The 24,624-nt window shown below is 58.9% G+C and carries 22 protein-coding genes and 1 riboswitch; of the genes, 5 read left to right on the top strand and 17 right to left on the bottom strand.

Annotated elements, in window-relative coordinates; translation table 11 throughout:
* Positions 1 to 65: 65 nt before the first annotated feature.
* The 5 genes from ABI546_RS20975 to oxc form a co-directional block, all read right to left on the bottom strand.
* On the bottom strand, positions 66 to 1,760 hold the full coding sequence (locus tag ABI546_RS20975) for an NAD(P)H-dependent oxidoreductase subunit E (protein ID WP_348049857.1): 1,695 nt from the start codon (positions 1,758 to 1,760) through the stop codon (positions 66 to 68).
* Between the two features lie 51 nt (positions 1,761 to 1,811).
* Positions 1,812 to 3,059: a formyl-CoA transferase gene (frc, locus tag ABI546_RS20970; protein ID WP_348049855.1), complete on the bottom strand. Its 1,248-nt coding sequence runs from the start codon at positions 3,057 to 3,059 to the stop codon at positions 1,812 to 1,814.
* A gap of 125 nt (positions 3,060 to 3,184) precedes the next feature.
* On the bottom strand, positions 3,185 to 3,631 hold the full coding sequence (locus ABI546_RS20965; RefSeq protein ID WP_348049853.1) for a PAS domain S-box protein: 447 nt from the start codon (positions 3,629 to 3,631) through the stop codon (positions 3,185 to 3,187).
* A 116-nt stretch (positions 3,632 to 3,747) separates the two neighbouring features.
* Entirely contained in the window at positions 3,748 to 5,019 is a 1,272-nt protein-coding gene (gene frc / locus ABI546_RS20960; protein WP_348049851.1) for a formyl-CoA transferase, read from the bottom strand.
* Between the two features lie 27 nt (positions 5,020 to 5,046).
* Entirely contained in the window at positions 5,047 to 6,765 is a 1,719-nt protein-coding gene (oxc, locus tag ABI546_RS20955) for an oxalyl-CoA decarboxylase (RefSeq protein ID WP_348049849.1), read from the bottom strand.
* 183 nt (positions 6,766 to 6,948) lie between these two features.
* On the opposite strand from oxc, the gene ABI546_RS20950 reads away from it, so the two are divergent.
* On the top strand, positions 6,949 to 7,557 hold the full coding sequence (locus ABI546_RS20950; RefSeq protein WP_348049847.1) for a Crp/Fnr family transcriptional regulator: 609 nt from the start codon (positions 6,949 to 6,951) through the stop codon (positions 7,555 to 7,557).
* 66 nt (positions 7,558 to 7,623) lie between these two features.
* On the opposite strand, the gene ABI546_RS20945 is transcribed toward ABI546_RS20950, so the two are convergent.
* The 3 genes from ABI546_RS20945 to ABI546_RS20935 all read right to left on the bottom strand — a co-directional run bounded on the left by ABI546_RS20945 (position 7,624) and on the right by ABI546_RS20935 (position 10,859).
* Positions 7,624 to 9,153, bottom strand: a complete 1,530-nt coding sequence (locus ABI546_RS20945; protein WP_348049845.1) for a tripartite tricarboxylate transporter permease — start codon at positions 9,151 to 9,153, stop codon at positions 7,624 to 7,626.
* 48 nt (positions 9,154 to 9,201) lie between these two features.
* On the bottom strand, positions 9,202 to 9,723 hold the full coding sequence (locus tag ABI546_RS20940; RefSeq protein ID WP_348049843.1) for a tripartite tricarboxylate transporter TctB family protein: 522 nt from the start codon (positions 9,721 to 9,723) through the stop codon (positions 9,202 to 9,204).
* A gap of 113 nt (positions 9,724 to 9,836) precedes the next feature.
* Entirely contained in the window at positions 9,837 to 10,859 is a 1,023-nt protein-coding gene (locus ABI546_RS20935) for a tripartite tricarboxylate transporter substrate-binding protein (RefSeq protein ID WP_348049841.1), read from the bottom strand.
* A 313-nt stretch (positions 10,860 to 11,172) separates the two neighbouring features.
* Between ABI546_RS20935 and ABI546_RS20930 the strand changes: the two genes are divergently transcribed.
* Positions 11,173 to 12,069 carry a hypothetical protein gene (locus ABI546_RS20930; protein ID WP_348049839.1) on the top strand — a complete coding sequence of 299 codons (897 nt, stop codon included), beginning with the start codon at positions 11,173 to 11,175 and terminating at the stop codon, positions 12,067 to 12,069.
* Between the two features lie 236 nt (positions 12,070 to 12,305).
* Here the strand turns inward: ABI546_RS20930 and ABI546_RS20925 are convergent, their stop codons facing one another.
* From ABI546_RS20925 to gcl, 6 genes are all read right to left on the bottom strand, one after another.
* On the bottom strand, positions 12,306 to 13,316 hold the full coding sequence (locus tag ABI546_RS20925) for a 2-dehydropantoate 2-reductase (RefSeq protein WP_348049837.1): 1,011 nt from the start codon (positions 13,314 to 13,316) through the stop codon (positions 12,306 to 12,308).
* A gap of 18 nt (positions 13,317 to 13,334) precedes the next feature.
* Positions 13,335 to 14,102: a fumarylacetoacetate hydrolase family protein gene (locus ABI546_RS20920; RefSeq protein ID WP_348049835.1), complete on the bottom strand. Its 768-nt coding sequence runs from the start codon at positions 14,100 to 14,102 to the stop codon at positions 13,335 to 13,337.
* 10 nt (positions 14,103 to 14,112) lie between these two features.
* Positions 14,113 to 14,487, bottom strand: coding sequence for a hypothetical protein (locus tag ABI546_RS20915; RefSeq protein WP_348049833.1), 375 nt, complete (start codon positions 14,485 to 14,487; stop codon positions 14,113 to 14,115).
* Between the two features lie 324 nt (positions 14,488 to 14,811).
* Positions 14,812 to 15,729 (bottom strand): 2-hydroxy-3-oxopropionate reductase, encoded by a 918-nt coding sequence (gene glxR / locus ABI546_RS20910; protein ID WP_348049831.1) that lies wholly within the window; start codon positions 15,727 to 15,729, stop codon positions 14,812 to 14,814.
* A 14-nt stretch (positions 15,730 to 15,743) separates the two neighbouring features.
* Positions 15,744 to 16,541 (bottom strand): hydroxypyruvate isomerase, encoded by a 798-nt coding sequence (gene hyi, locus ABI546_RS20905; protein ID WP_348049829.1) that lies wholly within the window; start codon positions 16,539 to 16,541, stop codon positions 15,744 to 15,746.
* Between the two features lie 44 nt (positions 16,542 to 16,585).
* Positions 16,586 to 18,382, bottom strand: a complete 1,797-nt coding sequence (gene gcl, locus ABI546_RS20900; protein ID WP_348049900.1) for a glyoxylate carboligase — start codon at positions 18,380 to 18,382, stop codon at positions 16,586 to 16,588.
* 146 nt (positions 18,383 to 18,528) lie between these two features.
* On the opposite strand from gcl, the gene ABI546_RS20895 reads away from it, so the two are divergent.
* Together ABI546_RS20895 and ABI546_RS20890 are read left to right on the top strand one after the other, a co-directional pair.
* Positions 18,529 to 19,437: a LysR family transcriptional regulator gene (locus tag ABI546_RS20895; protein ID WP_348049827.1), complete on the top strand. Its 909-nt coding sequence runs from the start codon at positions 18,529 to 18,531 to the stop codon at positions 19,435 to 19,437.
* A gap of 100 nt (positions 19,438 to 19,537) precedes the next feature.
* Complete coding sequence (locus ABI546_RS20890; protein ID WP_348049898.1) at positions 19,538 to 20,524, top strand: LysR family transcriptional regulator; 987 nt, start codon at positions 19,538 to 19,540, stop codon at positions 20,522 to 20,524.
* On the opposite strand, the gene ABI546_RS20885 is transcribed toward ABI546_RS20890, so the two are convergent.
* From ABI546_RS20885 to ABI546_RS20875, 3 genes are all read right to left on the bottom strand, one after another.
* Entirely contained in the window at positions 20,506 to 21,306 is an 801-nt protein-coding gene (locus tag ABI546_RS20885; protein ID WP_348049825.1) for a sulfite exporter TauE/SafE family protein, read from the bottom strand. The two genes, ABI546_RS20890 and ABI546_RS20885, sit on opposite strands and share 19 nt — an antisense overlap.
* A 347-nt stretch (positions 21,307 to 21,653) precedes the next feature.
* Positions 21,654 to 21,989 (bottom strand): cell division protein ZapA, encoded by a 336-nt coding sequence (locus ABI546_RS20880; RefSeq protein ID WP_348049822.1) that lies wholly within the window; start codon positions 21,987 to 21,989, stop codon positions 21,654 to 21,656.
* Positions 21,986 to 22,225: a DUF904 domain-containing protein gene (locus ABI546_RS20875; RefSeq protein ID WP_348049820.1), complete on the bottom strand. Its 240-nt coding sequence runs from the start codon at positions 22,223 to 22,225 to the stop codon at positions 21,986 to 21,988. The genes ABI546_RS20880 and ABI546_RS20875 overlap by 4 nt, the downstream gene beginning before the upstream one ends.
* A gap of 46 nt (positions 22,226 to 22,271) precedes the next feature.
* A riboswitch (cobalamin riboswitch) is annotated at positions 22,272 to 22,557 on the top strand.
* A gap of 83 nt (positions 22,558 to 22,640) precedes the next feature.
* Between ABI546_RS20875 and ABI546_RS20870 the strand changes: the two genes are divergently transcribed.
* On the top strand, positions 22,641 to 24,605 hold the full coding sequence (locus tag ABI546_RS20870; protein ID WP_348049818.1) for a TonB-dependent receptor: 1,965 nt from the start codon (positions 22,641 to 22,643) through the stop codon (positions 24,603 to 24,605).
* Positions 24,606 to 24,624 lie beyond the last annotated feature (19 nt).

Genomic DNA, 24,624 nt, shown 5'->3' with positions numbered 1-24,624 from the left:
GCCCCGTTTCGTGAGGCAAGGGGCAGCGCAATGCCGAAGGCTCGCGAAGCGACAAGCGTGGGGGCTCATAGTTCGTGCGGGAAGTATTTGACGACGCAGTCCATTGGATTCGGTGCCGCCTGGCCGAGGCCGCAGATGGATGCGTCACGCATCACCAGCGACAGGTCGGCAAGCAGGGCCAGGTCCCATTTCGGCTGTTCCATGAGGTGCGCCGCCTTCGCCGTGCCGACGCGACAAGGTGTGCACTGGCCGCAGGACTCATGGTGAAAGAAACTCATCATGTTGCGTGCTGCGTCGGTGGCCGTGTCTTTGTCGGAAAGGATGATGACGGCCGCCGAGCCGATAAAGCAGCCGTAGGGTTGCAGCGTGTCGAAGTCCAGCGGAATCGTGTTCATCGTGGCCGGCAGGATGCCGCCCGAGGCCCCGCCCGGCAGATAGGCGTAGAGCTTCTGGCCGTCCAGCATGCCGCCGCAGTACTCATCAATCAGCTCCTGGATGGTGATACCGGCCGGCGCCAGCTTGACGCCAGGCTCTTTCACCCGGCCTGAGACCGAGAAGGAGCGCAAGCCTTTGCGGCCATTGCGGCCGTGCGAGGCAAACCACTCGCCGCCTTTTTCCAGAATGTCCCGGATCCAGTGCAGCGTTTCGAAGTTGTGCTCCAGCGTTGGCCGGCCGAACAAGCCGACTTGTGCAACGTATGGCGGGCGCAGGCGGGGCATGCCGCGTTTGCCTTCGATGGATTCGATCATGGCGGATTCTTCACCGCAGATGTACGCGCCTGCGCCGCGGCGCAGCTCGATCTCGGGCATGCCGGCCATGAGCGGGTCCAGCCGCAGTTTGGCCAGCTCTGCTTCCAGCATGTTGCGGCAGCCGTGGTATTCATCGCGCAGGTAAACGTAAATCTTCTCGATGCCGACGGCCCAGGCAGCAATCAGCATGCCTTCGAGGAAACGGTGCGGGTCTCGCTCCAGATAGACGCGGTCCTTGAAAGTGCCGGCCTCGCCTTCGTCGATGTTCACGGCCATCAGGCGTGGGCCTTTTTCAGCCCGGACAATGCGCCACTTGCGGCCGGAAGGAAAGCCTGCTCCACCCAGTCCGCGAAGGCCTGAGTCTTCCATGGTCTTGAGGACCGATTCGACATCGCGTTCACCCGAGATGCATTGCTTGAGCAAGGCATAGCCGCCGGCGGCCTTATAAGCGGGCAAGTCGACAAAGCCGTCGGGAACGTGGTGCACAGCCGCTGCTGCGACGGTCGCCATCACAGTTTCGCAACTGGCGTTGGGTACCGGGTTTTGTCCCACAACGGCTGCCGGGGCCTGCTCACAGCGGCCAATGCAGGGCGCGGCGATGACCCGGACTTCGCGGCCGAGCAGGGCAGGGAGCTTGGCCAGCAGGTCCTTGGCGCCAGCCATCTCGCATGACAGTCCGTCGCAGACCCGCACGGTGAGTGCGGGGGGCGCCGTTTCGCCTTCCTTGACCACGTCGAAGTGGTGATAAAAAGTCGCCACCTCATACACCTCGGTCTGGGCCAGCCGCATCTCCTGGGCCAGCGCGGCCAGGTGCGCTGCCGACAGGTGGCCGAACTCATCCTGGATCTTGTGCAGGTGTTCGATCAGCAAGTCGGGCCGGCGCGACTCGGTGCCCAACAGACGCTGCACCTCGGCGAGCGCCTGCGGGTCAACGCGGCGACCCTTGGGCGCCTGGCGTTTTCGCTGCTTGGAGGCGTCGATGACGGCGATGGGAATGATGGGGTGGTTCATGAAGCGTAAGGGCTCGCTGTATGGCTGGCGTTGGTGGCGTGGTTGCCCGACCTAGATGACGTGCTCGGCTCGTAATTCGGCGATGTATTCAGCGCCGTAGCCCAATTGCGTCAATACCTCGTCGGTGTGTTCGCCCAGCAGGGGTGAGCGAGTGACTTCGGTGGCACTGTCGGACATCTTGATCGGATTGCCCACGGTGAGGTATTTGCCGCGGGTGGGGTGGTCGACTTCAACAATGGTGCCCGTCTCGCGGAGCCCAGGCTCTTCCGAGATTTCCTTCATCGACAGGATGGGACCGCAGGGAATGTCATACTTGTTCAGAATCTCCATGGCCTCGAACTTGGTCTTGGTCATGGTCCATTTCTCGATGCGCGCGAAAATGGGCTTCAGATGCAGCAAGCGGGCGGCTGGCGTCGCAAAGGCTTCGTCGTCAATCCAGCCTTCTTCGCCGATCACCTTGCAGACGGCCGGCCATACGGCGCCCTGGGTGATGAAATAGATGTAGGCGTTGGGGTCCGTCTCCCAGCCCTTGCATTTCAAAATTGAGCCTGGCTGGCCGCCGCCGGAGGCATTTCCCGCCCGGGGCACTGCCTCACCGAACTTGCCATCGGGATATTGCGGGTATTCATGCATGGTGCCCGTGCGTTCCAGGCGCTGTTGATCCCGCAATTTGACCCGGCACAAATTGAGCACGGCGTCCTGCATGGGGGCAAGCACTTTTTGACCACGGCCTGTGGTGTTGCGTTGATAGAGAGCCGCGACGATGCCCAAGGCAAGGTGCAGGCCGGTTCCGCTGTCGCCGATTTGTGCGCCGGTGACCATGGGCGGGCCGTCGTCAAAGCCCGAGGTGGAAGCGGAACCACCGGCACACTGGGCGACGTTTTCGTAAACCTTGCAATCCTCGTAGCGGCCGGGGCCAAAGCCCTTGACCGAGGCTACGATCATGCGGGGATTGAGCTTCTGGATGTGTTCCCAGGTGATGCCCATGCGGTCAAGCGCACCGGGGGCAAAGTTTTCGACCAGCACATCGCATTCCTTGATCAGGGTGTCCAGAACCTCTTTACCCTTCTGCTTCTTGGTGTCCAGTGTGATCGACCGCTTGTTGTGGTTGAGCATGGTGAAGTACAGGCTGTCCACACCGGGGATGTCGCGCAGCTGCCCGCGCGTCGCATCGCCTTCGCCCGCACGCTCGACCTTGATGACGTCGGCGCCAAACCAAGCCAGCAATTGGGTACACGTAGGCCCTGACTGAACGTGGGTGAAATCGAGAATGCGAACGCCGTCTAAAGCTTTGCTCATGAAAGTTCCTGCTCGGAAGTTGAAGTGATTGCTTGTGCAGAGCCCAGCCCTGCTGCAGGGCACCTGGTGCCCAATTCAACCCCTATGTTAATCACTGCTTCTCTGATGTGTCCGTGTCGTTTGGGTTAGGGTGTTTTGCCCTGAGGGGCAAGCTGCATTTCAAGCTCCGTCAGGCGCTTTTTAAGGTTGCGCTCTTCGGTAAATCGGGCGGTTTCGTCGCGAATCACCGCGACGATGGCCGATACCTTGCTGTCGGGGGTATGTAACAGAGCGACGGTAAAGGCAATCGACAGGCCGTGTCCATCCTTGTGGACCGCGGGCACCCGCAACACGTCGTTGCCATACCGGGTCTTCCCGGTTTCCATGGTCTTGTGGTAACCGTCCCAGTGGCGCTGCTGTTGGCGCTGGGGAATGATGATGTCCAATGACTTCCCGAGCGCTTCGCTTTCGGTGAAACCGAACATCCGTTCGGCGGCAGGATTCCACAACACAATCGCGCCGCTGGCGTCTGAGGCGACGATGGCGTCACCAATTGATTCAACGAGTTGCTTGAGGTCGGTTGTTGTTTGCATAAGTTCAATCCTGGGTGCTGGCAAATAAGCTGGCGGAGGTTTCTCAAACAAAGACGGCGCTCAATTTGAACGCCGTCTTCTTCAAGCCTTGACGACCAAGGCCTCGACCTCGGTGGTTAAACAGCCTTCGCTGCGTGGATGGCGGCGATCTGGTCCTTGCTGTAGCCAAGTTCGGACAAAACTTCATCGGTGTGCTCGCCCAGCAGGGGCGATGCCGTCACTTCGGGCTTGGTGTCGGAGAATTTGATCGGGCTGCCCACAGTCCAATAGCTACCGCGCACTTTGTGAGGTACTTCAACGATGGAGCCACTGGCGCGCAAAGATTTGTCATTCAACAAATCCTTCATCGACAACACGGGCGCGCAAGGAATATCAAACTTGCGGAAGACGTCCACAGCTTCAAACTTGGTCTTGTCGGAAATGAATGCTTCGATTGTGGCGAAGATGTCCATGATGTGCGGCTGGCGTGCTTTGGCCGTGGTGTAAGCGGGGTCGGTTTTCCACTCGGGTTTGCCCAGTGCATCGCAGATCGGCTCCCAGGCGTGGCCCTGTACCGTGAAGTAGATGTAAGCGTTGGGGTCGGTCTCCCAGCCCTTGCACTTCAGAATCCAGCCGGGTTGCCCGCCACCGCCGGCATTGGCGCCACGCGGCACAACGCCGTCTTTGAAGGCGTCCATTTCATGCGGGTATTGCGGGTACTCTTCCAGATAACCAAGGTTGTCCAGGCGCAACTGGTCGCGCATTTTGACGCGGCACAAGTTGAGCACGCTGTCTTGCATGGACACGGCGACTTTTTGGCCCTTACCAGTCTGCTGGCGGCCAATGTAGGCCGTCAAAATGCCGATGGCCAGGTGCATGCCGGTATTGCTGTCGCCCAAAGCGGCAGACGAAATGGTGGGGCCTGAGTTCTCGCCCTTCCAATAGCCGGTGGTGGATGCTGCGCCGCCAGCGCACTGGGCCACGTTTTCATAGACCTTCAGGTCTTCGTAGTGGTGGCCGTCAGAGAAGCCCTTGACGGATGCCAGAATCATTTTTGGGTTGAGTGACTGGATGTGTTCCCAGGTGAATCCCATACGGTCCAGCGCGCCGGGACCAAAGTTCTCGACCATCACGTCGGATTCCTTGATGAGCCTCTCCAGCACTTCCTTGCCTTCGGGTTTTTTCGTGTCCAAGGTCAGGCCGCGCTTGTTGCTGTTGAGCATGGTGAAGTACAGCGCGTCAGCGCCTTCGATGTCGCGCAACTGGCTTCGGGTGACGTCGCCAGAGCCAGGACGCTCGACCTTGATCACGTCAGCGCCGAACCAGGCCAGCATCTGCGTGCAGGCGGGACCGGCCTGAACGTGTGTGAAGTCGATGATCTTGATGCCTGCGAGTGGTTTGTTGCTCATTTGATTTCTCCTTGGAATGACTTTGAATTACTTCTTCGATGCTGCGCTTTGCGGATTCAGACTGGTGATCCGACCGCTTTCGGTTCCGGCTGTTTCGTCGATTACGACATTGATCAATGTCGGTTTGCCCGATTTGACAGCCTCGTCCAGTGCTTTAGCCAGCTCTTCTGGCGTGTTGGCCAGAACGCCTACACCGCCAAAGGCCTGCATCATCATCTCGTAGCGGGCATTCTTGACGAAAACAGTAGGCGCTACGTCGCCGCCGAGCGGGTTCACGTCAGTCCCTTTGTAAATACCGTTGTTGTTGAAGACGATGACGCAGACGGGCAGGTTGTAGCGGCAAATCGTCTCGACTTCCATGCCGCTGAAACCGAAGGCGCTGTCTCCCTCAATAGCGATGACGGGTTTACCCGTAACCACGGCGGCCGCGACGGCAAAACCCATGCCGATGCCCATGATGCCCCAGGTACCCACGTCAAGACGCTTGCGCGGTTCGTACATGTCAACAATGCTGCGCGCGAAATCCAGCGTGTTCGCACCCTCGTTCACGACGATGGCGTCGGGGCGTGCCTTGACCGCGTTGCGGATGACGTTCAGCGCGCTGTGGAAATTCATCGTCGGCGGGTTCAGCGCCAGCGTTGCCGCCATCTTGGCCAGATTCTTGTCCTTGCGCTCGGTGATGCCTTGGGTCCATTCGGCAGGTGGCTTCGCCCACTTTGAGCCCAGACCTTCCAGCAGCGCCGAGACGCACGAGCCGATATCTCCGACTAGCGGTGCGGCGATCGGGACATTGCTGTCCATTTCGGTTGGCGAGATGTCGATCTGGATGAATTGACGGGTGTCGGCATTCGGGCCGCCCCAGGTTTTGCCCTTGCCATGCGACAGCAGCCAGTTCAGGCGGGCGCCGACCAGCATCACCACGTCGGCTTCTGCCAGCACGTGGGAGCGGGTGGCCGAAGCCGACTGTGGGTGGGTGTCGGGCAAAAGGCCCTTGGCCATGGACATGGGCAGGTAAGGGATGCCGGTTTTCTCGATCAATGCGCGGATATCGGTATCGCACTGCGCATAGGCGGCGCCCTTGCCAAGTACGATCAACGGGCGTTTGGCACCCTTCAGCAGGTCCAGTGCGCGCTTGACTGCGTCGGGCGCCGGAAGCTGGCGCGGTGCGGCGTCGACAACCTTGATCAGCGATTTTTTACCGGCTGCGGCATCCATCGACTGGCTGAACAGCTTCGCTGGCAGGTCCAGGTAGACCCCACCGGGGCGGCCAGACAGCGCCGAACGAATGGCCCGAGCAATGCCGACACCGATGTCTTCTGCGTGGAGGACGCGAAATGCTGCTTTGCACAATGGCTTGGCGATTGCCAACTGGTCCATTTCCTCGTAGTCACCTTGCTGAAGATCGACAATCTCGCGTTCGCTCGAACCGCTGATGAGGATCATCGGGAAACAGTTGGTCGTTGCGTTGGCCAGGGCCGTGAGTCCGTTGAGGAAGCCAGGCGCAGATACCGTCAGGCAAATCCCTGGTTTTTGCGTCAGAAAGCCAGCCGCAGCTGCGGCGTTGCCGGCGTGCTGTTCGTGGCGAAACGAGATCATGCGAATACCCTCGGCTTGCGCCTTACGGGTCAGATCGGTGATGGGGATGCCTGGCAGACCGAAAATCGTGTCAATGCCGTTGAGCTTGAGTGCGTCGATCAGGAGGTGAAATCCGTCGGTCTGCTCTCCGGATTGGGTGTCTTTTGTCATTTGAATGTCTCTTCGTTTGACTTCGGTAAAAATTGAACAGACCTGGCTGCTCCACTGACGTGCGCGAGGGTCATTTGCATCGTCGGGTTATCATAGGAATTGATTCAGGTTTCCCCCTTGACCGAGGTCAACTTTCTCCGTATTTGGACCGCACAAACGTGTGCGTTCTGCACCCTCTGACCCATGTTGTCCATACAAAACCATCCAGATAGAAATGTCATTCGTGTCCAGCTGGCACAGAACATTGTTCTGAAGGGAATTACGCCGGAACAAAGCGCCGAACTGGAGCCGCATCTGGTGATTGTTGACGGCCAGAAGGGTGACTCCCTGTTGCACCAAGGCGTGCACGACATGGAGCAATATTTCATTCTTGAGGGTGTCCTGAAGCGGGTGGTTACCAATGAGCAGGCCAAGGAGATGATTCTTCGCTTTGCTGACGAACGCGACATGGAAACCAGCTACGCAGCGTGGCGCCTGGGCACTCCCACCCCTTACAGCACCGTTTGTGTGACCAAAGTTCGGGTGGCAAAGCTGCCTTTGCCCGAATGGGTGGCTTTTCTCGAGCGGCACCATGAAATCAAGCAGTCATTTGAGTATTATGTGATGCGTCTGATGAGCGAAATCATGGCCCACACGATCACGCTGCACCTGCTGGATGCGCCGGGTCGCGTCAAGCGCTTCCAGCGCAAACATCCAGAGCTCTTTGATCGCATTCCGAAGAAGGAATTGGCCTCTTACCTCAATCTGTCAGCAGAAACCCTGAGCCGGCTCAAGCAGCGCGGCAAGATCTGATGGACTCGCGGATTGGGAATAAAGAAGCCGGGTGATGTACCCGGCTTTTTTGCTTTTGCCCTGCGATCAGTCCACTGGCTGCTCCGCCGCGAACTCGTTCTTTTTGGGCGGGCGAACTTTGGCGATCACGCGAGAAATCAATGGCCAGAACAACAAAATCAGGGCCAACGTAGTGATGCCGCCGACCAGGGGGTTGGACCACATGATGGACATTTCACCTTGCGACACGAGCATGGCTTGGCGGAATGAATCTTCGGCCTTGTCGCCGAGAACCAGGGCAAGCACCAGCGGTGCGAGCGGATAGTCCAGCTTCTTGAAGAGATAGCCAATGACGCCGAAAAGCATCATGAACCAGATGTCCAGCATGGCGTTGTGCACGGTGTAGGCGCCGATGGCGCATATCACCACAATCACGGGTGCAATGATGGAGAACGGGATACGCAGGATAGATGCGAAGAGCGGCACAGTGGTCAGGACGACGACCAGCCCCACCAGATTGCCCAGGTACATACTGGCAATCAGGCCCCAGACGAAGTCTTTCTGCTCCACAAACAGCAACGGTCCGGGTTGCAAGCCCCAGATCAACAGGCCACCCAGCAGCACGGCGGCAGTGGGTGAGCCTGGGATGCCCAATGCAAGCATGGGGAGCAGGGCGCTGGTACCGGCGGCGTGCGCTGCAGTTTCCGGGGCGATGACGCCTTCGATTTCGCCCGTGCCGAACTTCGGACCATTTTTTGACATTTTCTTGGCAAGGCCGTAACTCATGAAGGAGGCCGGTGTGGCGCCGCCGGGGGTGATGCCCATCCATATGCCGATGAGTGAGCTGCGAATCGAGGTCACCCAGTATTTTGGCAGTAACTTCCATGTTTCCAGCACGACTTTGGGGTCGATCTTGGCGCTCTTGCCTGAGAACGCCAGGCCTTCTTCCATGGACAGCAGAATTTCGCCGATGCCGAACAGACCGATCACCGCGATCAGGAAATCAAACCCCCGCATCAAATCCGGGATGCCGAAGGTCAGGCGCAGCTGCCCAGTCACCGTATCCATGCCGACCGACGCCAGCGCGAAGCCAATCGTCATGGATGCAAGAATCTTGAACGGAGAGCCTTTGCCCATGCCCACGAAACTGCAAAACGTCAGCAGGTAAACCGCAAAGAACTCTGGAGGACCGAACTTGAGCGCGAATTTGGCGACCAGAGGGGCCAGGAAGGTGATCATCACCACCGCGACGAAGGCGCCAATAAAGGATGAGGTGAACGCTGCCGTCAACGCGGCGCCGGCCTTGCCTTGCTGGGCCATCGGGTAGCCGTCAAAGGTGGTTGCTACCGACCAGGGCTCCCCGGGTATGTTGAACAGGATAGAGGTAATTGCACCGCCAAAAAGCGCACCCCAGTAGATGCAAGACAGCATGATGATGGCCGAAGTGGGCGACATCGTGAAGGTCAGAGGCAGCAAGATAGCTACGCCGTTGGCGCCGCCCAGGCCGGGTAGCACGCCGATCAGCACACCCAAGATGATGCCCACGAACATCAGGACGATGTTCATCGGCGTCAGGATGACGCTGAAGCCGTGAAAAAGCGAGTTTAGTTCTTCCATTTCGATATCCGGTAAAAGTTCAGTGGGCTCGTTGTGGGTACAGGGGGCTCAGTAGCCGAGGAAGCTCAGCGGGTCGAACTGGCCTTTGAACAAGGGAACCTTGAACCAGACCTCGAACATGAAGAAAAACAGGGTGATCACAAGAATGGAAGTGATCACGCTTTTGATGGGAGAAAACTTTCCCAGGATGATCATGAACAGCGCGATGTAGACAGCCGATGCCACATAGAGCCCCACGAACTGGACCGCCAGCACGTAAACAATGGCGGGAAGAAGAACAGACAACACCCGCTTGAGTTGCTCGCCGTCGACGAATACCTCCGTATTCTTTTCCTTGCCGAACAGAGCTTGATAAAAAGTTCCGGCGCCTGAAATGCAGAGGATGATGCCGATATAAAAAGGGAAGTAGCCTGAGCCGGGGCCGTCGCTGGTCCAGCCAGACCCCAGAGCCCAACTACCCTGGATAACTACCGCGCCCAGGATGACAATACAGGTGGCGACGATTGCTTCGACGACATAGGTCGCGACGCCCGAGCGGATTTCCGCGCCGGATTCTTGGTTTGGCTCCATGAGCAACTCCGTTGGATTGAGTGCCCTGCACCAGGGCGAACTTGATTGATTGTGGGGCTGGCGCTTGGCCAGCCCGCAGGGGAAAACCCCGGCGAACGGGGTTTTCCTGTCCTTTATTTCGCGATGAAGCCAGCGTCCTTCATCAACTCGCGGTGCATGTTTTCAGCGCTGCCCAGCCATTTGCCGAACTCATCGCCGGACATGCTGGTCTGGTTGAATGCGCCTTTTTCCATGTAGTCCTTCCACTCAGGGGTATCGCGCACTTTCTTGAGCATGCTGGTATAGAACTCAAGCTGGTCCTTGGACACACCGGGCGCCATGAAAATGCCGCGCAGCATGGTGTAGTCGGTGGGCACACCGGCTTCCTTGCAGGTCGGGATGTCGGCCCATGACTGGGTTCCCGTCACCTTGGTCTTGTAGGTCATGCGCTTGTCATCAAACACGCAAAGTGCGCGCAACTGGCCGGCGCGCCACTGGGCAACAGCCTCGATGGGGTTGTTCACCGACGAGTCAATATGCTTGCCGACAAGCTGCACGGCCACTTCACCACCGCCCTTGAACGGGACGTAAATGAACTTGGTGGCCGTGGCTTTTTCCATGCCGACAGTGATGATCTGGTCTTCCTGCTTGGACCCCGTGCCGCCCATCTTGATCTTGCTGGGGCCGGCTGCCTTCACGGCGTCCAGGTATTCTTTGGCGGTTTTGGCGGGATTTTCTGCATTGACCCAGAGTACAAACTGGTCGAGCGCCATCATGGAGACAGGCGTCATGTCGCGCCAATTGAAGGGAACACCTGTTGCCAGCGGCGTCGTGAACAGGTTGGACAGGGTAATGACGATCTTGTGCGGATCGCCCTTGGCTCCCTTGATTTCTAGAAAACCTTCGGCACCTGCACCGCCTGATTTGTTGACCACGATCAGCGGCTCTTTCATCAATTTGTGCTTGATGACGATGCCCTGAATCAACCGGGCCATTTGATCGGCTCCGCCACCCGTACCTGCAGGTACGACGAACTCCACCGGCTTGGTGGGCTCCCAGGCCGCATGGGCCGGTAACGCCGTCAGCGCCGCTGCTGCGATGACGCTGGCCCCTGCCGCGGTCAATTGAGTCCTGATGTTCGCAAATCTGGTTTTCATCACGTTGTCTCCTGTGTTGGGTAACTCTGTTGTTGACTGGAACTTCCTAATACTGATTCCCTGGCCGAGCATATTGCAGACGTATGGTCTTACCAAGTAGGCCAAAAACTCTTGACAGGGGTCAAGTTTGTGGGATTTTCGAGCTCCTCTAGGGTTTCTCCGGAGCGGTTTCCGCTCCGCGCGGGAGCGCTTGATAGCGTATGTCCCTAGGCAGAAAGTGTCACATCGCCGATACCATGAATTTCAACGGGGCTCGCGCTTCGTTCCATGGCGATGACTGGAACACCCACAAATGTTTTCAAAGGTAATAACCATGAAAAACTCATTGTTGCTGGTAGCTTTGTTTTTTTGCGGTTTGACCGCACAGGCGCAGCAGTGCGAGGGCGGGCTTTACCTTAACCCGCAAGTGATCCGGGGCGAGGGATCATCGCAAACCGAAAGCGCCCTGAAAGAACTCGTTGAATTTATCCGTCCTACTGGGCTGTCAGTCACGCCGGTGATCAACATCAGGGAGACGCAGGATGTTTTGACGGCTGTCAAGAAGCCGGCTCCGCCATGCTGGGTCTATGGCAACCCGGTAGTCGGTCTTGCCTCGGGCTATCGGCCGGTAGCGGTCAACATGGACCCGATCCAGTCGGCTGTACTGATTCTTGCTGACATCGGCACGGTCAAGGACGGCAAACCAGTCGAATTGAAGACACTCCCCGCTGACCAGCAAGCCAAAGTACTCGCCAAGCTCAAGACCACCAATTGCTTTGGCATGAAAAGCGGTGTGACCACGTCGCTGGTGAAGGCCGAGAATTTCTGCGGAACGGTGGTCGAAATATTGCCTCAACAAGGGCTGGGGCAAAGCTACCTGCCGACCAAGGCTGCGTTTCATTGGCAAGCGGACCGGTGGGCCGGCCTGATTACCCGGCTACAGAGCGCACAGGCTGCCACCATGAAAAGCCATCACGGGACCGACGAGCGTATCCACATGGCGCAATTGGTGATCGTGCCAGCCAGTAACGCGAGTTGGGGTTACGGGCTTTACGTCCACCCCAGCGCCTCAGCAGATGTGATCAAAAGAGCCGCGAATCAGTTCGATACCCTTAAGACCACAAACCCGCTTCTGTTGAAGGCGCTGGATCTTGGCGCGAAGTACGACTTCGCCACGCCTTCGGACGCGGTTGTTGAGGCTATGAAGAAGTCCCTGGCCTTTGGCCCCTGAGGCGGAGTCTTGCTGGAATTTTTAAGAAAAGTGGCCGTGGCCCAGGCGGTGCCTTTGCCGGTAGCTATAAAAAATAGAGCAAAGTGCCTGCGGAGCTTGCTCGGGCCAGTTATTCAAGCCAGTTGTCAGCAGACGTGCCGCTGGCTTTTTGTTCGCCCACGCCATAGCAGGAAACCCGGCGGTCCCTTCGTGAGCCAACCAGGCGTCAGCCCGAAAGCCCGACTCTTAATGAAAGTTCAGGCCGCGAGCTGAAGACGCACCTGCCCGCGCTCCTCGTCCATGGTTTTGGCGAGCAGCTTGACGAGGGCGTACACGGTGTCGATGTGCGGCGTTGGTGTTTGCGTCAGGCGACCTAGTTCAACCACCGAGCCCACCAGGGCATCTATTTCCGGGGCGCGACCGGCTTCGATGTCCTGCAGCATTGAGGTCTTGTGCTTGCCCACTTTTTCGGCACCGGCGATGCGTTTGTCCAGTGTGACGCGAAACTCAATGCCCAGCTTGTGCGCCACTTCCTGCGCCTCGCGCATCATATTGGCGGCCAGTTCGCGTGTCAGCGGATACTGGCAGATGTCCACCAGCGTGGAATGGGCGAGGCTGCTGATGGGATTGAATGTGAGGTTGCCCCACAACTTGAGCCAAATCTCGCAGCGGATGTTATCCAGAACCGGCGCTTTGAACCCCGCGTTGGAAAAGCATTCTGATATGCGCGTGACGCGCTCGCTGGCCGAGCCGTCGAGTTCGCCCACTGGGAAGCGGTCGCCCTCGATATGTTTAACCACACCGGGTGCCACCAGCTCGGAAGCCGGATAGACCACACAGCCGATCACACGCCGTGGCGGGATTTTTTCCACGAGCTTGCCAGCCGGATCCACGCTGTGTACCCGGGCACCTTCGAAGGGGCCGCCATGCTGATGAAAATACCAATAAGGTATGCCGTTTTGCATAGTCACCACTGCGGTGTCCTGTCCGAACAGCTTGGGAAGCTCGTCGGCAACGGCTTCTACCTGGTGCGCCTTCAAGGCGAGGATGACCAGGTCTTGCGGACCCGCTTGAGCATAGTCATCGGTGGCTTTGACGTTGGTGGCCACATGCTCCGTACCGTCATGCATGATGAGCTTCATGCCATTTTTGCGAATGGCTGTAAGGTTGGCGCCGCGCACGACGAAGGTCACCTCTTCGCCGGCCAAAGCCAGCTTCACGCCCACATAGCCACCGATGGCCCCCGCTCCAATGATTGCAATCTTCACGCGATGCTCCAACAAAAATTATTCGAACCGGTTGCTGAGCTTGCCGATGCCGGCAATCTCGACTTCGACAGTGCTGCCCGGCTTCATGGAGCCCACGCCGATGGATGTTCCGCACAGGATGATATCTCCCGCGTACAGCGTCATGTCCTGGGATATCAAGCTCACCAATTGCCTCACTGAAAAGCGCATGTCGCTGATGGGATAGTCCTGGCGGATTTCGCCATTGAGAATGGTTTTCACCACCAATTTTTCCGGATCAAGACCGGTGGCCACGACCGGCCCGAAGGGGCAGAAGGTATCCAGTCCCTTGGCGCGTACCCACTGCGCAAACGAGGCATCGCGGTTCAGGATGTCAGCGACCGTCACGTCGTTGGCGCATGTGTAGCCGAACACGTGATCCATTGCATGTTGCTCGGTAACCTGTTTGCAGGTTCTTCCGATGACGATACCTAATTCGCCTTCGAAAACCACTTTTCCCTCACAAGGTGGTTTGAGAATTGTTCCGTTCGGGTTCAGGTAAGAATTGGGTGCCTTGATCAGGTATAGCGGCTCTGCCGGTACGGCCAGGTTGAGCTTTTGACCCAAGGCGTGGAAGTTGTTCCACATCGCGATAACCTTGGTGGGCTGAACCGGCGTCAAGAGCTCGACGCCCGCCAGCGTCAGCATGCGGTCTGTCGGTGTCGCGCCGGCAAACATGTCGCCTTGGCAAACCCTGATGCGCTCTCCCTCCAGAATCCCAAAGCCGGTCGAATTGTTTTCCCTGAAACGTAGCCATCGATTAGACATTCGGGGGCCTTCAGGTGTACAACGCACTCGGCGTGAACCGGGGCGCAGGCGTGGTGTTTTGCGTAGCCCGGTTGCTGGCCGGCGTGAGCGAATGGTTGGCCCAGCTCGCATAAGGCACCGGGCTTACCCGATTGGTTGCCATGCTGGCATGGCAGCGGGCTTTTGCGGCTTCAATGGCTTCCACCAGAAAGTCCGCCTCGTAGGCGCGCAACAGGTGCGACTGCTCGGTTTCAAGATAAGTACGAACCGCACCATGGGTGCTGGCCTGAAGGCGGGCATAAGTGGCGGCATCCCAATGCCAGGTCAGGCCCAGCTCTTCAAATGCGGCGTTGTAAGCATGGCGAGCCTGGTCGGCTGGGGCGTTGTCAAGCAAGGCGTTGTGCATGGGATTCTCCTTTGAAGGGTTGGCGCTCTGGAGGCACTTTCCGGTGTTGTTGCACCGGGTATGAGGCAACTGTAAAAAGAAAGAATGATTAATGATAGTTAAAGTATTTCATACTATGTATTACTTATGAGTAATGCATGGTTTTGAAGCTATGCCCCAGGGCGATCAAGGCTTTGACGCCTCGTTTCAAGGGGCGGAGGGCCAGCGTTTACGCTTTGCAGCTACGGCGCGTGCGGTTGGACAGGGCAGGTCAAATGATCCGCTTCGAGCGGATGCGCAGGTGTTAGGCCTTGGCAGGCAGCCACCTCGCTCCCGGATCGTCAATCAATCAGGCTTTTGGCCGATCTCAAAGTTGGCCATGTTCTCGAGTGCGCGCGCCATCGCCGAGTGGTCCCAGGCTTTACCGCCATGCGCAGTGCAGGCATTGAACAGCTCTTGAGCGGTGGCCGTATTGGGCAAAGAGATGCCCAACTGGCGTGCGGTCGACAACGCCAGATTCAGATCCTTCTGGTGCAACTCGATGCGAAAACCCGGCTCGAAGTTGCGCTTGACCATTCGCTCGCCGTGTACTTCGAGAATCTTTGACGATGCGAAGCCGCCCATCAGCGCCTGGCGTACGCGTGCAGGGTCGGCACCGGCGCGTGAGGCGAACAACAAGGCTTCGGCAACCGCTTCTATGGTGAGCGCAACGATAATCTGATTTGCCACCTTGGCGGTCTGGCCGTCGCCGTTGCCGCCGACCAGCGTGATGTTCTTTCCCATCAACGCGAACAAGGGATTGACGCGGTCGAACACGGCTTGCGGGCCGCCGACCATGATGGACAACGTCGCATTTTTTGCTCCAACTTCTCCACCCGAGACGGGCGCGTCGAGATAGGCGCAGCCTAGCGCATTGATCTTTTGTGCGAAGACCTTGGTGGCGATCGGCGAGATTGAGCTCATGTCAACGACCACCTTGCGAGTGCCCGGCGACACCTTGAGCCCAGCGGCAACACCCGTTTCGCCAAACAATGCCGCCTCCACATCAGGGGTGTCCGGCACCATGATGAAGAGGATGTCGGCGCGCTCGGCGACACCGCGAGCACTCATGCACTGGGTGGCGCTGCTGCCGGAAATTGTTTCTGGCATTTTCCCGAGGGTGTAAACAAACAGCTGGTGCCCGGCCAGGATCAGATGCCCGGCCATGGGTGCGCCCATGATGCCCAAACCGATGAATCCAATTTTTAACGCTGACGATTGCATGGTGTTCTTTTCTTTCACACTGCTGTTGCTTCAGTAACCAGATGCTGGCAGCACCAGCCCAGCCCCGCGTCCGTCGTAGTGGCGGGTTTGTATTCACAGCCAACCCAGCCCTCGTACCCCAGGCGGTCGAGGTGGGCGAACAAAAAGCTGTAGTTGATTTCACCCGTGCCTGGCTCATTGCGGCCCGGGTTGTCGGCCAGCTGCACATGAGCAATGCGTGGGAGGTATTTTTGTAGCGTTGCGGCCAACTCTCCTTCCATGCGCTGTGCGTGGTAGATGTCGTACTGAACATACGCGTTGCCTGCACCCACTTCGTCGAGAATCGCCACCGCTTGTGCTGTGCGGTTCAGGTAGAAGCCCGGTATGTCGAAGGTGTTGATCGGTTCAATCAACAATTTGAGGCCCGCTTTTCTAAGTTCGGCTGCGGCGTAGCGCAGGTTGGCAACAAAGGTTCGGCGCAGCAGCGCCTCGTCCATGTCTGGCGGGGCCTTGCCTGCCAGGCAATTGAGCTGGCCAACGCCAAGCGCCTTTGCATAAGCCACGCCTTTAGCCACTCCGGCGCGAAATTCGTCCACGCGGCCCGGAAGGCACGCGATGCCGCGTTCGCCGGCGTCCCAGTCACCGGCAGGCAGGTTATGCAGTACCAGTTTCAGGCCATGCGTTTCCAGGCGTTCCTGGATTTCACTGGCTTCGAGGCCATAGGGGAATAAAAATTCGACCGCTTCAAAGCCGGCCTGTGAGGCACGTTCGAAGCGATCAAGGAATGGAACCTCATTAAAGAGCATGGACAGGTTCGCTGCAAAGCGGGGCATGATTTGCTTTCGGTGTTTGGTTGATATGTGCGGGGAGGGTGGCGCTACTCAAGCAGACCGGCCAGTTCCAGTCCGCGCAGGCCCTCGGGGTGCCGGCAGTCGACGTCTTCAAACTCGTTGACCTTGTCGATTTCCGTGCCCATGGCGATGTTGGTGATCTTTTCGAGGATGACCTCCACCACCACAGGCACCCGGTATTTGCGTGCCATTGCCTGTGCCTCGACCATGGCATCGTTGATTTTTTCGGGGTCGGTCACGCGCAATGACCTGCAACCCAGGCCTTGCACCACGGCTTGATGGTCCACGCCGTAGCTTCGCAAGTCTCCTTCGCCTTCCGGCACGTTCTGGTTTTCGAATGCCAGCTGGACGCAGTAGTCCATCTCAAAACCGCGCTGGGCCTGGCGGATCAGGCCGAGATAGCTGTTATTGACCAGCACCTGTACATAAGGCAGGTTGAATTGCGCGCCCACGGCCAGCTCTTCCATCAAGAACTGAAAGTCGTAGTCGCCGGACAGACCGACCACGGTGCGTGTCGGGTCAGCCGCCACCACGCCCAGGGCTGCGGGAATGGTCCAACCCAGCGGCCCGGCCTGGCCGCAATTGATCCACTGGCGCGGCCCGTACACATTGAGAAACTGGGCGCCGGCAATCTGGCTCAGGCCAATGGTTGTCACGTAAATGGTGTCGCGAGGAAATACCTTGTTCATTTCCTCGTATACGCGCATGGGCTTGATGGGCCTTTCGGTGAAGTGAGACTTGCGATGCATGAGCTTTTTTCGCTCGGCACAGCGGGCCGCCCAGTTGCCATAGTCAGGCAAGCTCTTGGCCGCCTTGCGTTCGCGGGCGACTTGCACCAGCAGTTGCAGTGCAGCCTTGGCGTCGCTGACAATGCCAAAGTCGGGGTTGAAAACCCGGCCAATCTGTGTCGGCTCAATGTCGACGTGCACAAAGGTACGGCCTTTGCAATACACCTCGGGCGACCCCGTGTGGCGGTTGGCCCAGCGGTTGCCGATGCCAATGACGAAATCACTGGCCAACATGGTGGCGTTGCCGTAGCGGTGGCTGGTTTGCAATCCGCACATGCCGGCCATCAAGGGGTGATCGTCGGGAATGGTGCCCCAGCCCATCAACGTGGGGATCACCGGCACACCGGTAAGCTCGGCAAACTCGACCAGCAAGTCGGAAGCGTCGGCATTGATGATGCCGCCACCGGCGACGATCAACGGTTTGCTGGAAGCCGCAAGCATGTCGAGCGCCTTTTCGATCTGCTTACGGCTTGCGGCCGGCTTGTAGACGGGCAACGGCTCGTAGGTGTCAATGTCGAATTCAATTTCGGCCATCTGCACATCAAAGGGCAGGTCGATCAGCACCGGCCCGGGTCGTCCCGAGCGCATCAGGTGAAAAGCCTGCTGGAAGGAACGCGGCACCAGGGCCGGCTCACGCACAGTCACGCTCCATTTGGTGACCGGCTTGGAGATGGACTCGATGTCTACCGCTTGGAAATCTTCCTTGTACAGCCGCGCGCGGGGCGCCTGGCCGGTGATGCACAGAATAGGAATGCTGTCGGCAATCGCCGAGTACAAGCCGGTGATCATGTCGGTGCCGGCCGGACCGCTGGTACCTATGCACACACCGATGTTCCCGGCCTTGGCGCGCGTGTAGCCTTCGGCCATGTGCGACGCGGCCTCGACGTGCCGGGCCAGGATGTGCGTGATCGACTGGCGCTCACGCAATGCTGAATAAAACGGATTGATGGCCGCGCCGGGCACACCAAAAGCTTGCGTGATGCCTTCTTTTTCCATCACCAGAACGGCGGCCATGGCGGCCTTCATTTTTGCCATCGAAGTCTCCTGATAAACGTTGCTGAACTTGAGGCCGATGGTCGTGGGGTTCGCCGTGTTGCGGAAGTCTCGACTCATGCATTACGCTTATTCCAATTCGGAATAAATGGTTGCTCCACTGCGGCGACCGTGGTCTACTTGCGGCCATGGACCGCATTCAGGCCATCCGGCTTTTCATTCGCGTGGTTGACCTCGGCTCTTTCAGCAAAGCCGCGGCTGACATGGGCATGGGCCAGCCGTCAGCCACCAAACTTGTGGTGCAGCTGGAAAAACAACTGGGTTCGCGGCTGCTTCACCGCTCGACTCGCGGTGTCACGCCCACCGAAATCGGTGCGCTGTATTACGCCAAGTGCAAGCTGATAGCGCACCATGTCGAAGAAGCTGAAACGGTGGCCGCACTGCTGCAGTCGCAGGTCCAGGGCGGCCTGCGGATCACGGCTTCCGTGGCTTTTGGCCGCCGCGTGCTGGTGCCGCTGATCATGCGTTTCATGCAGCTTCATCCCAAATTGCAGATTGAATTGAATTTCGAGGACCGCTACGTCAGCCTGGTCGAACAAGGCATTGACGTGGCCATCAGGATGGGCGCGCTGGCCGATTCGACGCTGGGTGCCCGTTACCTTGGCATCAACCCGTGGGTCGTGGTCGCTTCGCCCGAATACCTCAAAAGGCGCGGTGCGCCAGCAGACCCCGCAGGCCTTGCCTCGCACGACGCACTGATTTACAGCACGGTACAGGGAGACGCCCGCTGGCATTTCACCGGTGCCGAAGGTCATGCCCGGCCAGTCTCGGTCAGCGGGCCGCTACGTTCGAACAATCTGTCGGCCTTGCTGGTGGCGGCAAGAGGTGGCATGGGAGTGGCTGCCTTGCCAAAGTATGTTGCGCATGAATCGATGCGCAGCGGTGCGCTGGTCCCTGTGCTGGATGAATGGATGCTGCCTTCGCAAGAGATCCATGCTGTTTATCCTTCTCCGCAACTGGTGCCCGCCAAGGTCAGTGGTTTTGTCAGCTGGCTGCAGGGGCAATTTGGCGAGTCCTGGTGGGCTGACTCGAAATAGTCTCAGGCCACGGGGTTCATCCCGCGAATGCGGCGGGTAGCAAATGATTATTCATTGCTAACGTATTTGCTAATATGAATTACTCATACGTTATGAACCGATTCAAATGAAAAACGCGACATTGCGCCAACTCAAGGTGTTTGAGGCCGTGGCCCGTAACTTGAGCTTTTCGCGCGCCGCCGAAGAGCTGCACCTGACGCAGCCGGCTGTGTCCATCCAGGTGAACAAGCTGGAGGACCATGCAGGCCTTCCACTGTTTGAGCAACTGGGCAAAAAAATCCACCTCACACCGGCTGGTGTTGAGATGCTCCACTCCAGCCGGATCATCATCCAGCAGTTCAAGGAGGTGGAAGAGGCCATGGCGCAGTTCAAAGGAATCTCTGGCGGCAAGCTGAACGTTGCCGTAATCAGCGCCGGTGACTATTTTTTTCCGCGTCTGCTGGTGGAGTTTGCGCGGCGGCACTCGGGCGTGACACTGGATTTTGGTGTTTGCAACCGCGAAGAGCTTTTGAACCAGCTCACTGACAATCTGACGGATCTGGCTGTGATGGTGCGGCCGCCGCTGGACATGGACACGGTAAGCGAACCCTTCGCCCCGCACCCCTACGTTGTTGTTGCGGCACCCGACCACCCACTGGCGACGAAAAAGCGCATTCCGTTGTCGCGCCTGGCGAGTGAGCCTTTCGTTGTGCGCGAAAAGGGTTCCGATACCTGGAACTCGATGGAGGAGGGCTTCGGTGCTCACTTGGCCGAGCTCAACATCGCCATGGAAATCAAGAGCACGGAAACCATCAAGCAAGCCGTGATGGCGGGCATGGGCGTGAGCTTTCTGTCGGCGCACACCATCAGCCGCGAGCTTCAGGTGGGCAGTCTTGCGGTGCTCGACGTGCAGGGCTTCCCGCTGATGCTGAACTGGTACGTCGTGCACCGCCGCAACAAGCGGCTGACACCGGTCGCGCAAGCCTTCAAGACATTTTTGATGATCGATGGCAGCGAATTGATCGAGCAGACCATCGGGCTTCGTCCTAAGCCTTCCCGGCGCGCTTCAGCCGTCGGTAGCCAACAAGGTCAGCGCAGCAGGAAATAGCCCGCCAAAACGTACAGGACCACCGCGAACACTTTCTTCAGCGGTTGAATGTCCATGCGGTGAGCTGTGCGCGCACCCAGCGGCGCTGTGCAAATGCTCGCGACCGAGATGATGAGCAGCCCCGGCAGGTACAAAAATCCGACAGAGCCGGGTGGCATTTGCGGCAGATTCTGGCCCGCCCAGATGTAGCCCAGGGTACCTGCAAATGCAATCGGGAAACCAAGCGCGGCCGAGGTGCCGACTGCATCGTGGATTTTCACGTTGCACCAGGTCATGAAAGGCACGGAGACAAACGCGCCGCCCGCACCCACCAGCGAGGACAGCATGCCGATGACCCCGCCCATCCCGAAAGTGCCCAGGCGGCCGGGCAGGGTGCGGCTGGGTTTTGGTTTCCGGCCAAGAAACATCTGGGTAGCCGAAAACGCCACAAACACCGCGAACAGGATGCTGAGGATTTTTCCCGGCAAGGCCACTGCCAGCTGCGCACCAATCAATGACCCCAGCAGGATGCCGGGCGCCAGCAGGCGGACGATGGGCCACAGCACGGCCCCGCGCCGGTGGTGTGCACGTACCGACGACAGCGAGGTGAAGCAGATGGTGGCCAGCGAAGTGGCCACCGCCATCTTGACGGTGTACTCCTGCGGGTAGCCCTTGGACGTAAGGATGAAGCTTATGAACGGCACCATCAACATGCCGCCACCAATGCCTAGCAAGCCGGCAAGGAAGCCGGTGCACAGGCCCAGAAGAAGGAGTTCAGCAATGAGTTGAGGCTCGAGGGACATCGGGACTGTTGTCGGCGGCGGAGCCGGCGTGCAACCGGTTATTGTTTTTGTGGGTGACTTGAATCCCGGCGGCGTTCGGGATCAGAAGGGACCAGAAAGAAAAGGTGTCTGCGAGTGCCACTGGACCGTCATCCTGAACCGGGGTTCAGGTGGGCGAGGGCAGTCAGGTTTCGGGTTCGTCTGACGCGAGACGATCACACCTGCCAGACAATTTACCAAGCCCGTGCTCGAAGAGCATTGGTTCAAGGAAATATAAAGCCCAATGCGCATCGCAGACGTCTTCATTGTAGGCCTTTGCAGCCTGGTGCGCGAAGTGCGGCGCGATTCGCAACTGGAGTTGTGCGGGCTTACAGCAGGCGGCCGTCGATGCCCAGGGCTGTGTCGAGCCGCTGCAGCAAAGCCGCGAGTTGCGGGTGCGTTGTTTCGCCGCCATTGCTGGTTGTTTCGGCTGGTGTCGCAGCGACTGCAGGCACGGCGTTTGGCGTGCGCTCGGGGAGTTCAAAGGCCAGATTAAGAGCTGCCAGAACGGCTATGCGGTCACGCGCCTTGATTTTTCCTGCATCGCGGATCCTGCACATGGCCATGTCAACGCGGTTCACCGCGTCCAGCATTCGGGCGTCGCCGTTTTCGGGGCAGCCCAGCAAGTAGCTTTGGCCCATGATCTGCACTTCGAGCTGTTTCATGACTCGGTTCCCACGGTGTTTTTGGCGGCGTGCCCATTGCTTTCCGGCAGGCGTTCCAGCAATGCATCCACGCGGGCGCGGGCCGCGCCGAGCCGCGATTTGAGGGAATCGCGCTCGTGCGTCAGAACGCCGACCTGCTCCACTAGAAGCTCATTGGTGCGCTGCAGCTCCTCGTAACGCAACAGGAGCCGCTCAACGCGTTCGACGATCTGGTCGATTTGGGTTTGGTTCGACATGGCAGCCCCGATTGTAGGGTTTGCGGCCGGACATGGGGAAGGCCCGCGTAGAATCTGCCTTGTTGGTGCCCGCAGTGTGGTTCGCACGCTGCAGTTCAACGGGAAGCAGGAGAGGGTCAAAGCCAAGCGTCAGGTCAATCTGATTTGCTGGCGCCGCGACCCTTAACCTGCGCTGCCCCCGCAACGGTAAAACGGACGAATGCGCTTTTGACCCAGGTCCAAAGCCCATTCCGCTCTCATCACTAGCCACTGAGCGTTTTGAACACGCGCTTGGGAAGGCGATGAGGGTAGTTCCGTCAGCCCGGATACCGGCCAACAAGGTGAACGCGCACGTCCATGAATTGGCCTGAGCGTTTGTAACGCTCATGCACTGGCGGGGAAGCCGGTGAGGGTACTCTGTTGATTGTCTGATTCCATGAAAACCTGTGTTTTCCACGCACGCCTTGCCGCGCTTCCGCTGGCTGTGGCCGCTGCATTTCCCCTGACTTTGCTTGTCCCGGTTTCTGCTTTTTCGCAATCCAGCCAATCCGGCCCATCTGCGGCCTCCGCGCAGTTGATCGCTCAGGCCGGCACAACGCCCCAGCTCAAGGAAACGGTGGTCACCGCTACCCGCAGTGCCCAGCCTATTGGCGATGTCATCGCCGACGTCACGGTCATCGACCGCGAAACCCTGGAACGCGCCGGTCCGGTCGGGTTGGCCGACGTCCTGGTCCGGGTGCCGGGCATGCAGATGACCCGCAACGGCGGCATCGGCAGCACCACCAGTGTTTTTGTGCGCGGCGGAGAAAGCCGCCACACCCCGGTCTTTGTGGACGGCGTGCGGGTGGAATCACAGACGACGGCTGGGGCCGCCTCCTGGAACAACATTCCCCTCTCGCTGATTGATCGCATTGAGATCGTGCGCGGTCCCAGCAGCGCGGTCTATGGCTCCGACGCCGTGGCCGGCGTGATCCAGATTTTCACCAAGCGCGGCCAGGGTGCGTTTTCGCCCTCCGTGACCGTAGGCTACGGCTCCTACAACACCAGTCGGGTCGAGCTCGCTGCCAGCGGTTCAGCAGGTGCTTTTGATTATTCGCTGGGCTTGACGCAGGGGCAAAGCGATGGCTTTAACGCCCGGACCATCGCGGCTCAAAACCCCGATGCCGATGGCTACAAGAGCCAGAGTGCCAATGCCCGGCTGGGGTTCCAGATCAATCCCGACCACCGCATTGAAGCCAACGTCTTGCAGAGCCACATGGACGCGCAATACGACGGCGGCCTTACCCGGGACTTCCGCCGTATCAGCGATTTGCAAACCCTGGGCCTGCAGTGGGAGGCCAAATGGTCTGCCCAATACAGCACCAAGCTGTCCATCACGCAGGGTACCGACACCGGTGAAGAGGGCCTCAATGGCTCGACACCGCAAATCTCTTACGACAAGAGCACCATCAGCACCTTGTTGTTCCAGAACGAATACCGCATTGGCGCGCATCTCCTGAGTGCCACGCTGGAAAGTCGCCGCGATGTGTTCCGACTGGTTGGCTCCACCGCCGTGCCGGCCGGGATGAGCAGCATCAATCGGGATCGTTCGCTGGACGGCGTGGGCCTGGGCTATGGCTGGAGCGGTGGAGCGCACACGGTGCAATTCAATGCCCGCCATGACAGGGACAGCGAATTCGGCGGCAAGACCACCGGCTCCGCCGCCTATGCCTTTGCGCTCACACCGCAATGGAAGGTGTCCGCCTCCGCGGGTACTTCGTTTCGGGTGCCCACCCTGTACCAGCGCTTTACCATCTATGGCAGCCCGACCCTGAAGCCCGAATCCGGCCGCAGTGTGGAAATGGCGCTCAAATACAGGCAGGGAACCGCCCAGTACGGTGTCACCGTATATCGCAACCGCTTGACCAACCTGCTCAGCTTTGTTCCGGGCAACGGCCCCTGCCTCAACGGTGGCCCGCCGACGGTGCTGAGCAATCGCGGGTGCTATGCCAACACGGCGCAAGCACAGTACACGGGGTTGACGCTCACGGCTGCCGAGACGCTGGGCAATGTTCACGTCCACGGCTCGCTGGACTTGCAGAACCCCAAGAACCTGGTCACCAACCGCACCCTGCAGCGACGCTCCCGCCAATACGGCACACTGGGCGCCGAGATGCCACTGGGCGCCTGGCAGCTGGCGACGGACCTGGTGATGGCTTCGCACACATTCGACAGCGACACCAGCAACGTGGTGTTGCCGGGCTATTCGCTCGTGAACCTGAGCGCCACGACGGCGTTGTCGCGTGACTGGAAGCTGGTTGCCAAGCTGGACAATGTGACCGACAAGGCCTACCAGACCGCCGCCACCTATGCCAATGGCCGGCGTGCCCTGTATGTCGGCCTGACCTGGGCACCTCTGTAAGCCCTTTAGGCAAACCTAC

Source organism: Polaromonas sp. (assembly GCF_039932935.1).
In the GTDB taxonomy this organism is placed as follows: domain Bacteria; phylum Pseudomonadota; class Gammaproteobacteria; order Burkholderiales; family Burkholderiaceae_C; genus Polaromonas.
The sequence above is the reverse complement of the archived record's forward strand: the minus strand, read 5'-3'. Positions and strand labels throughout refer to the sequence as shown.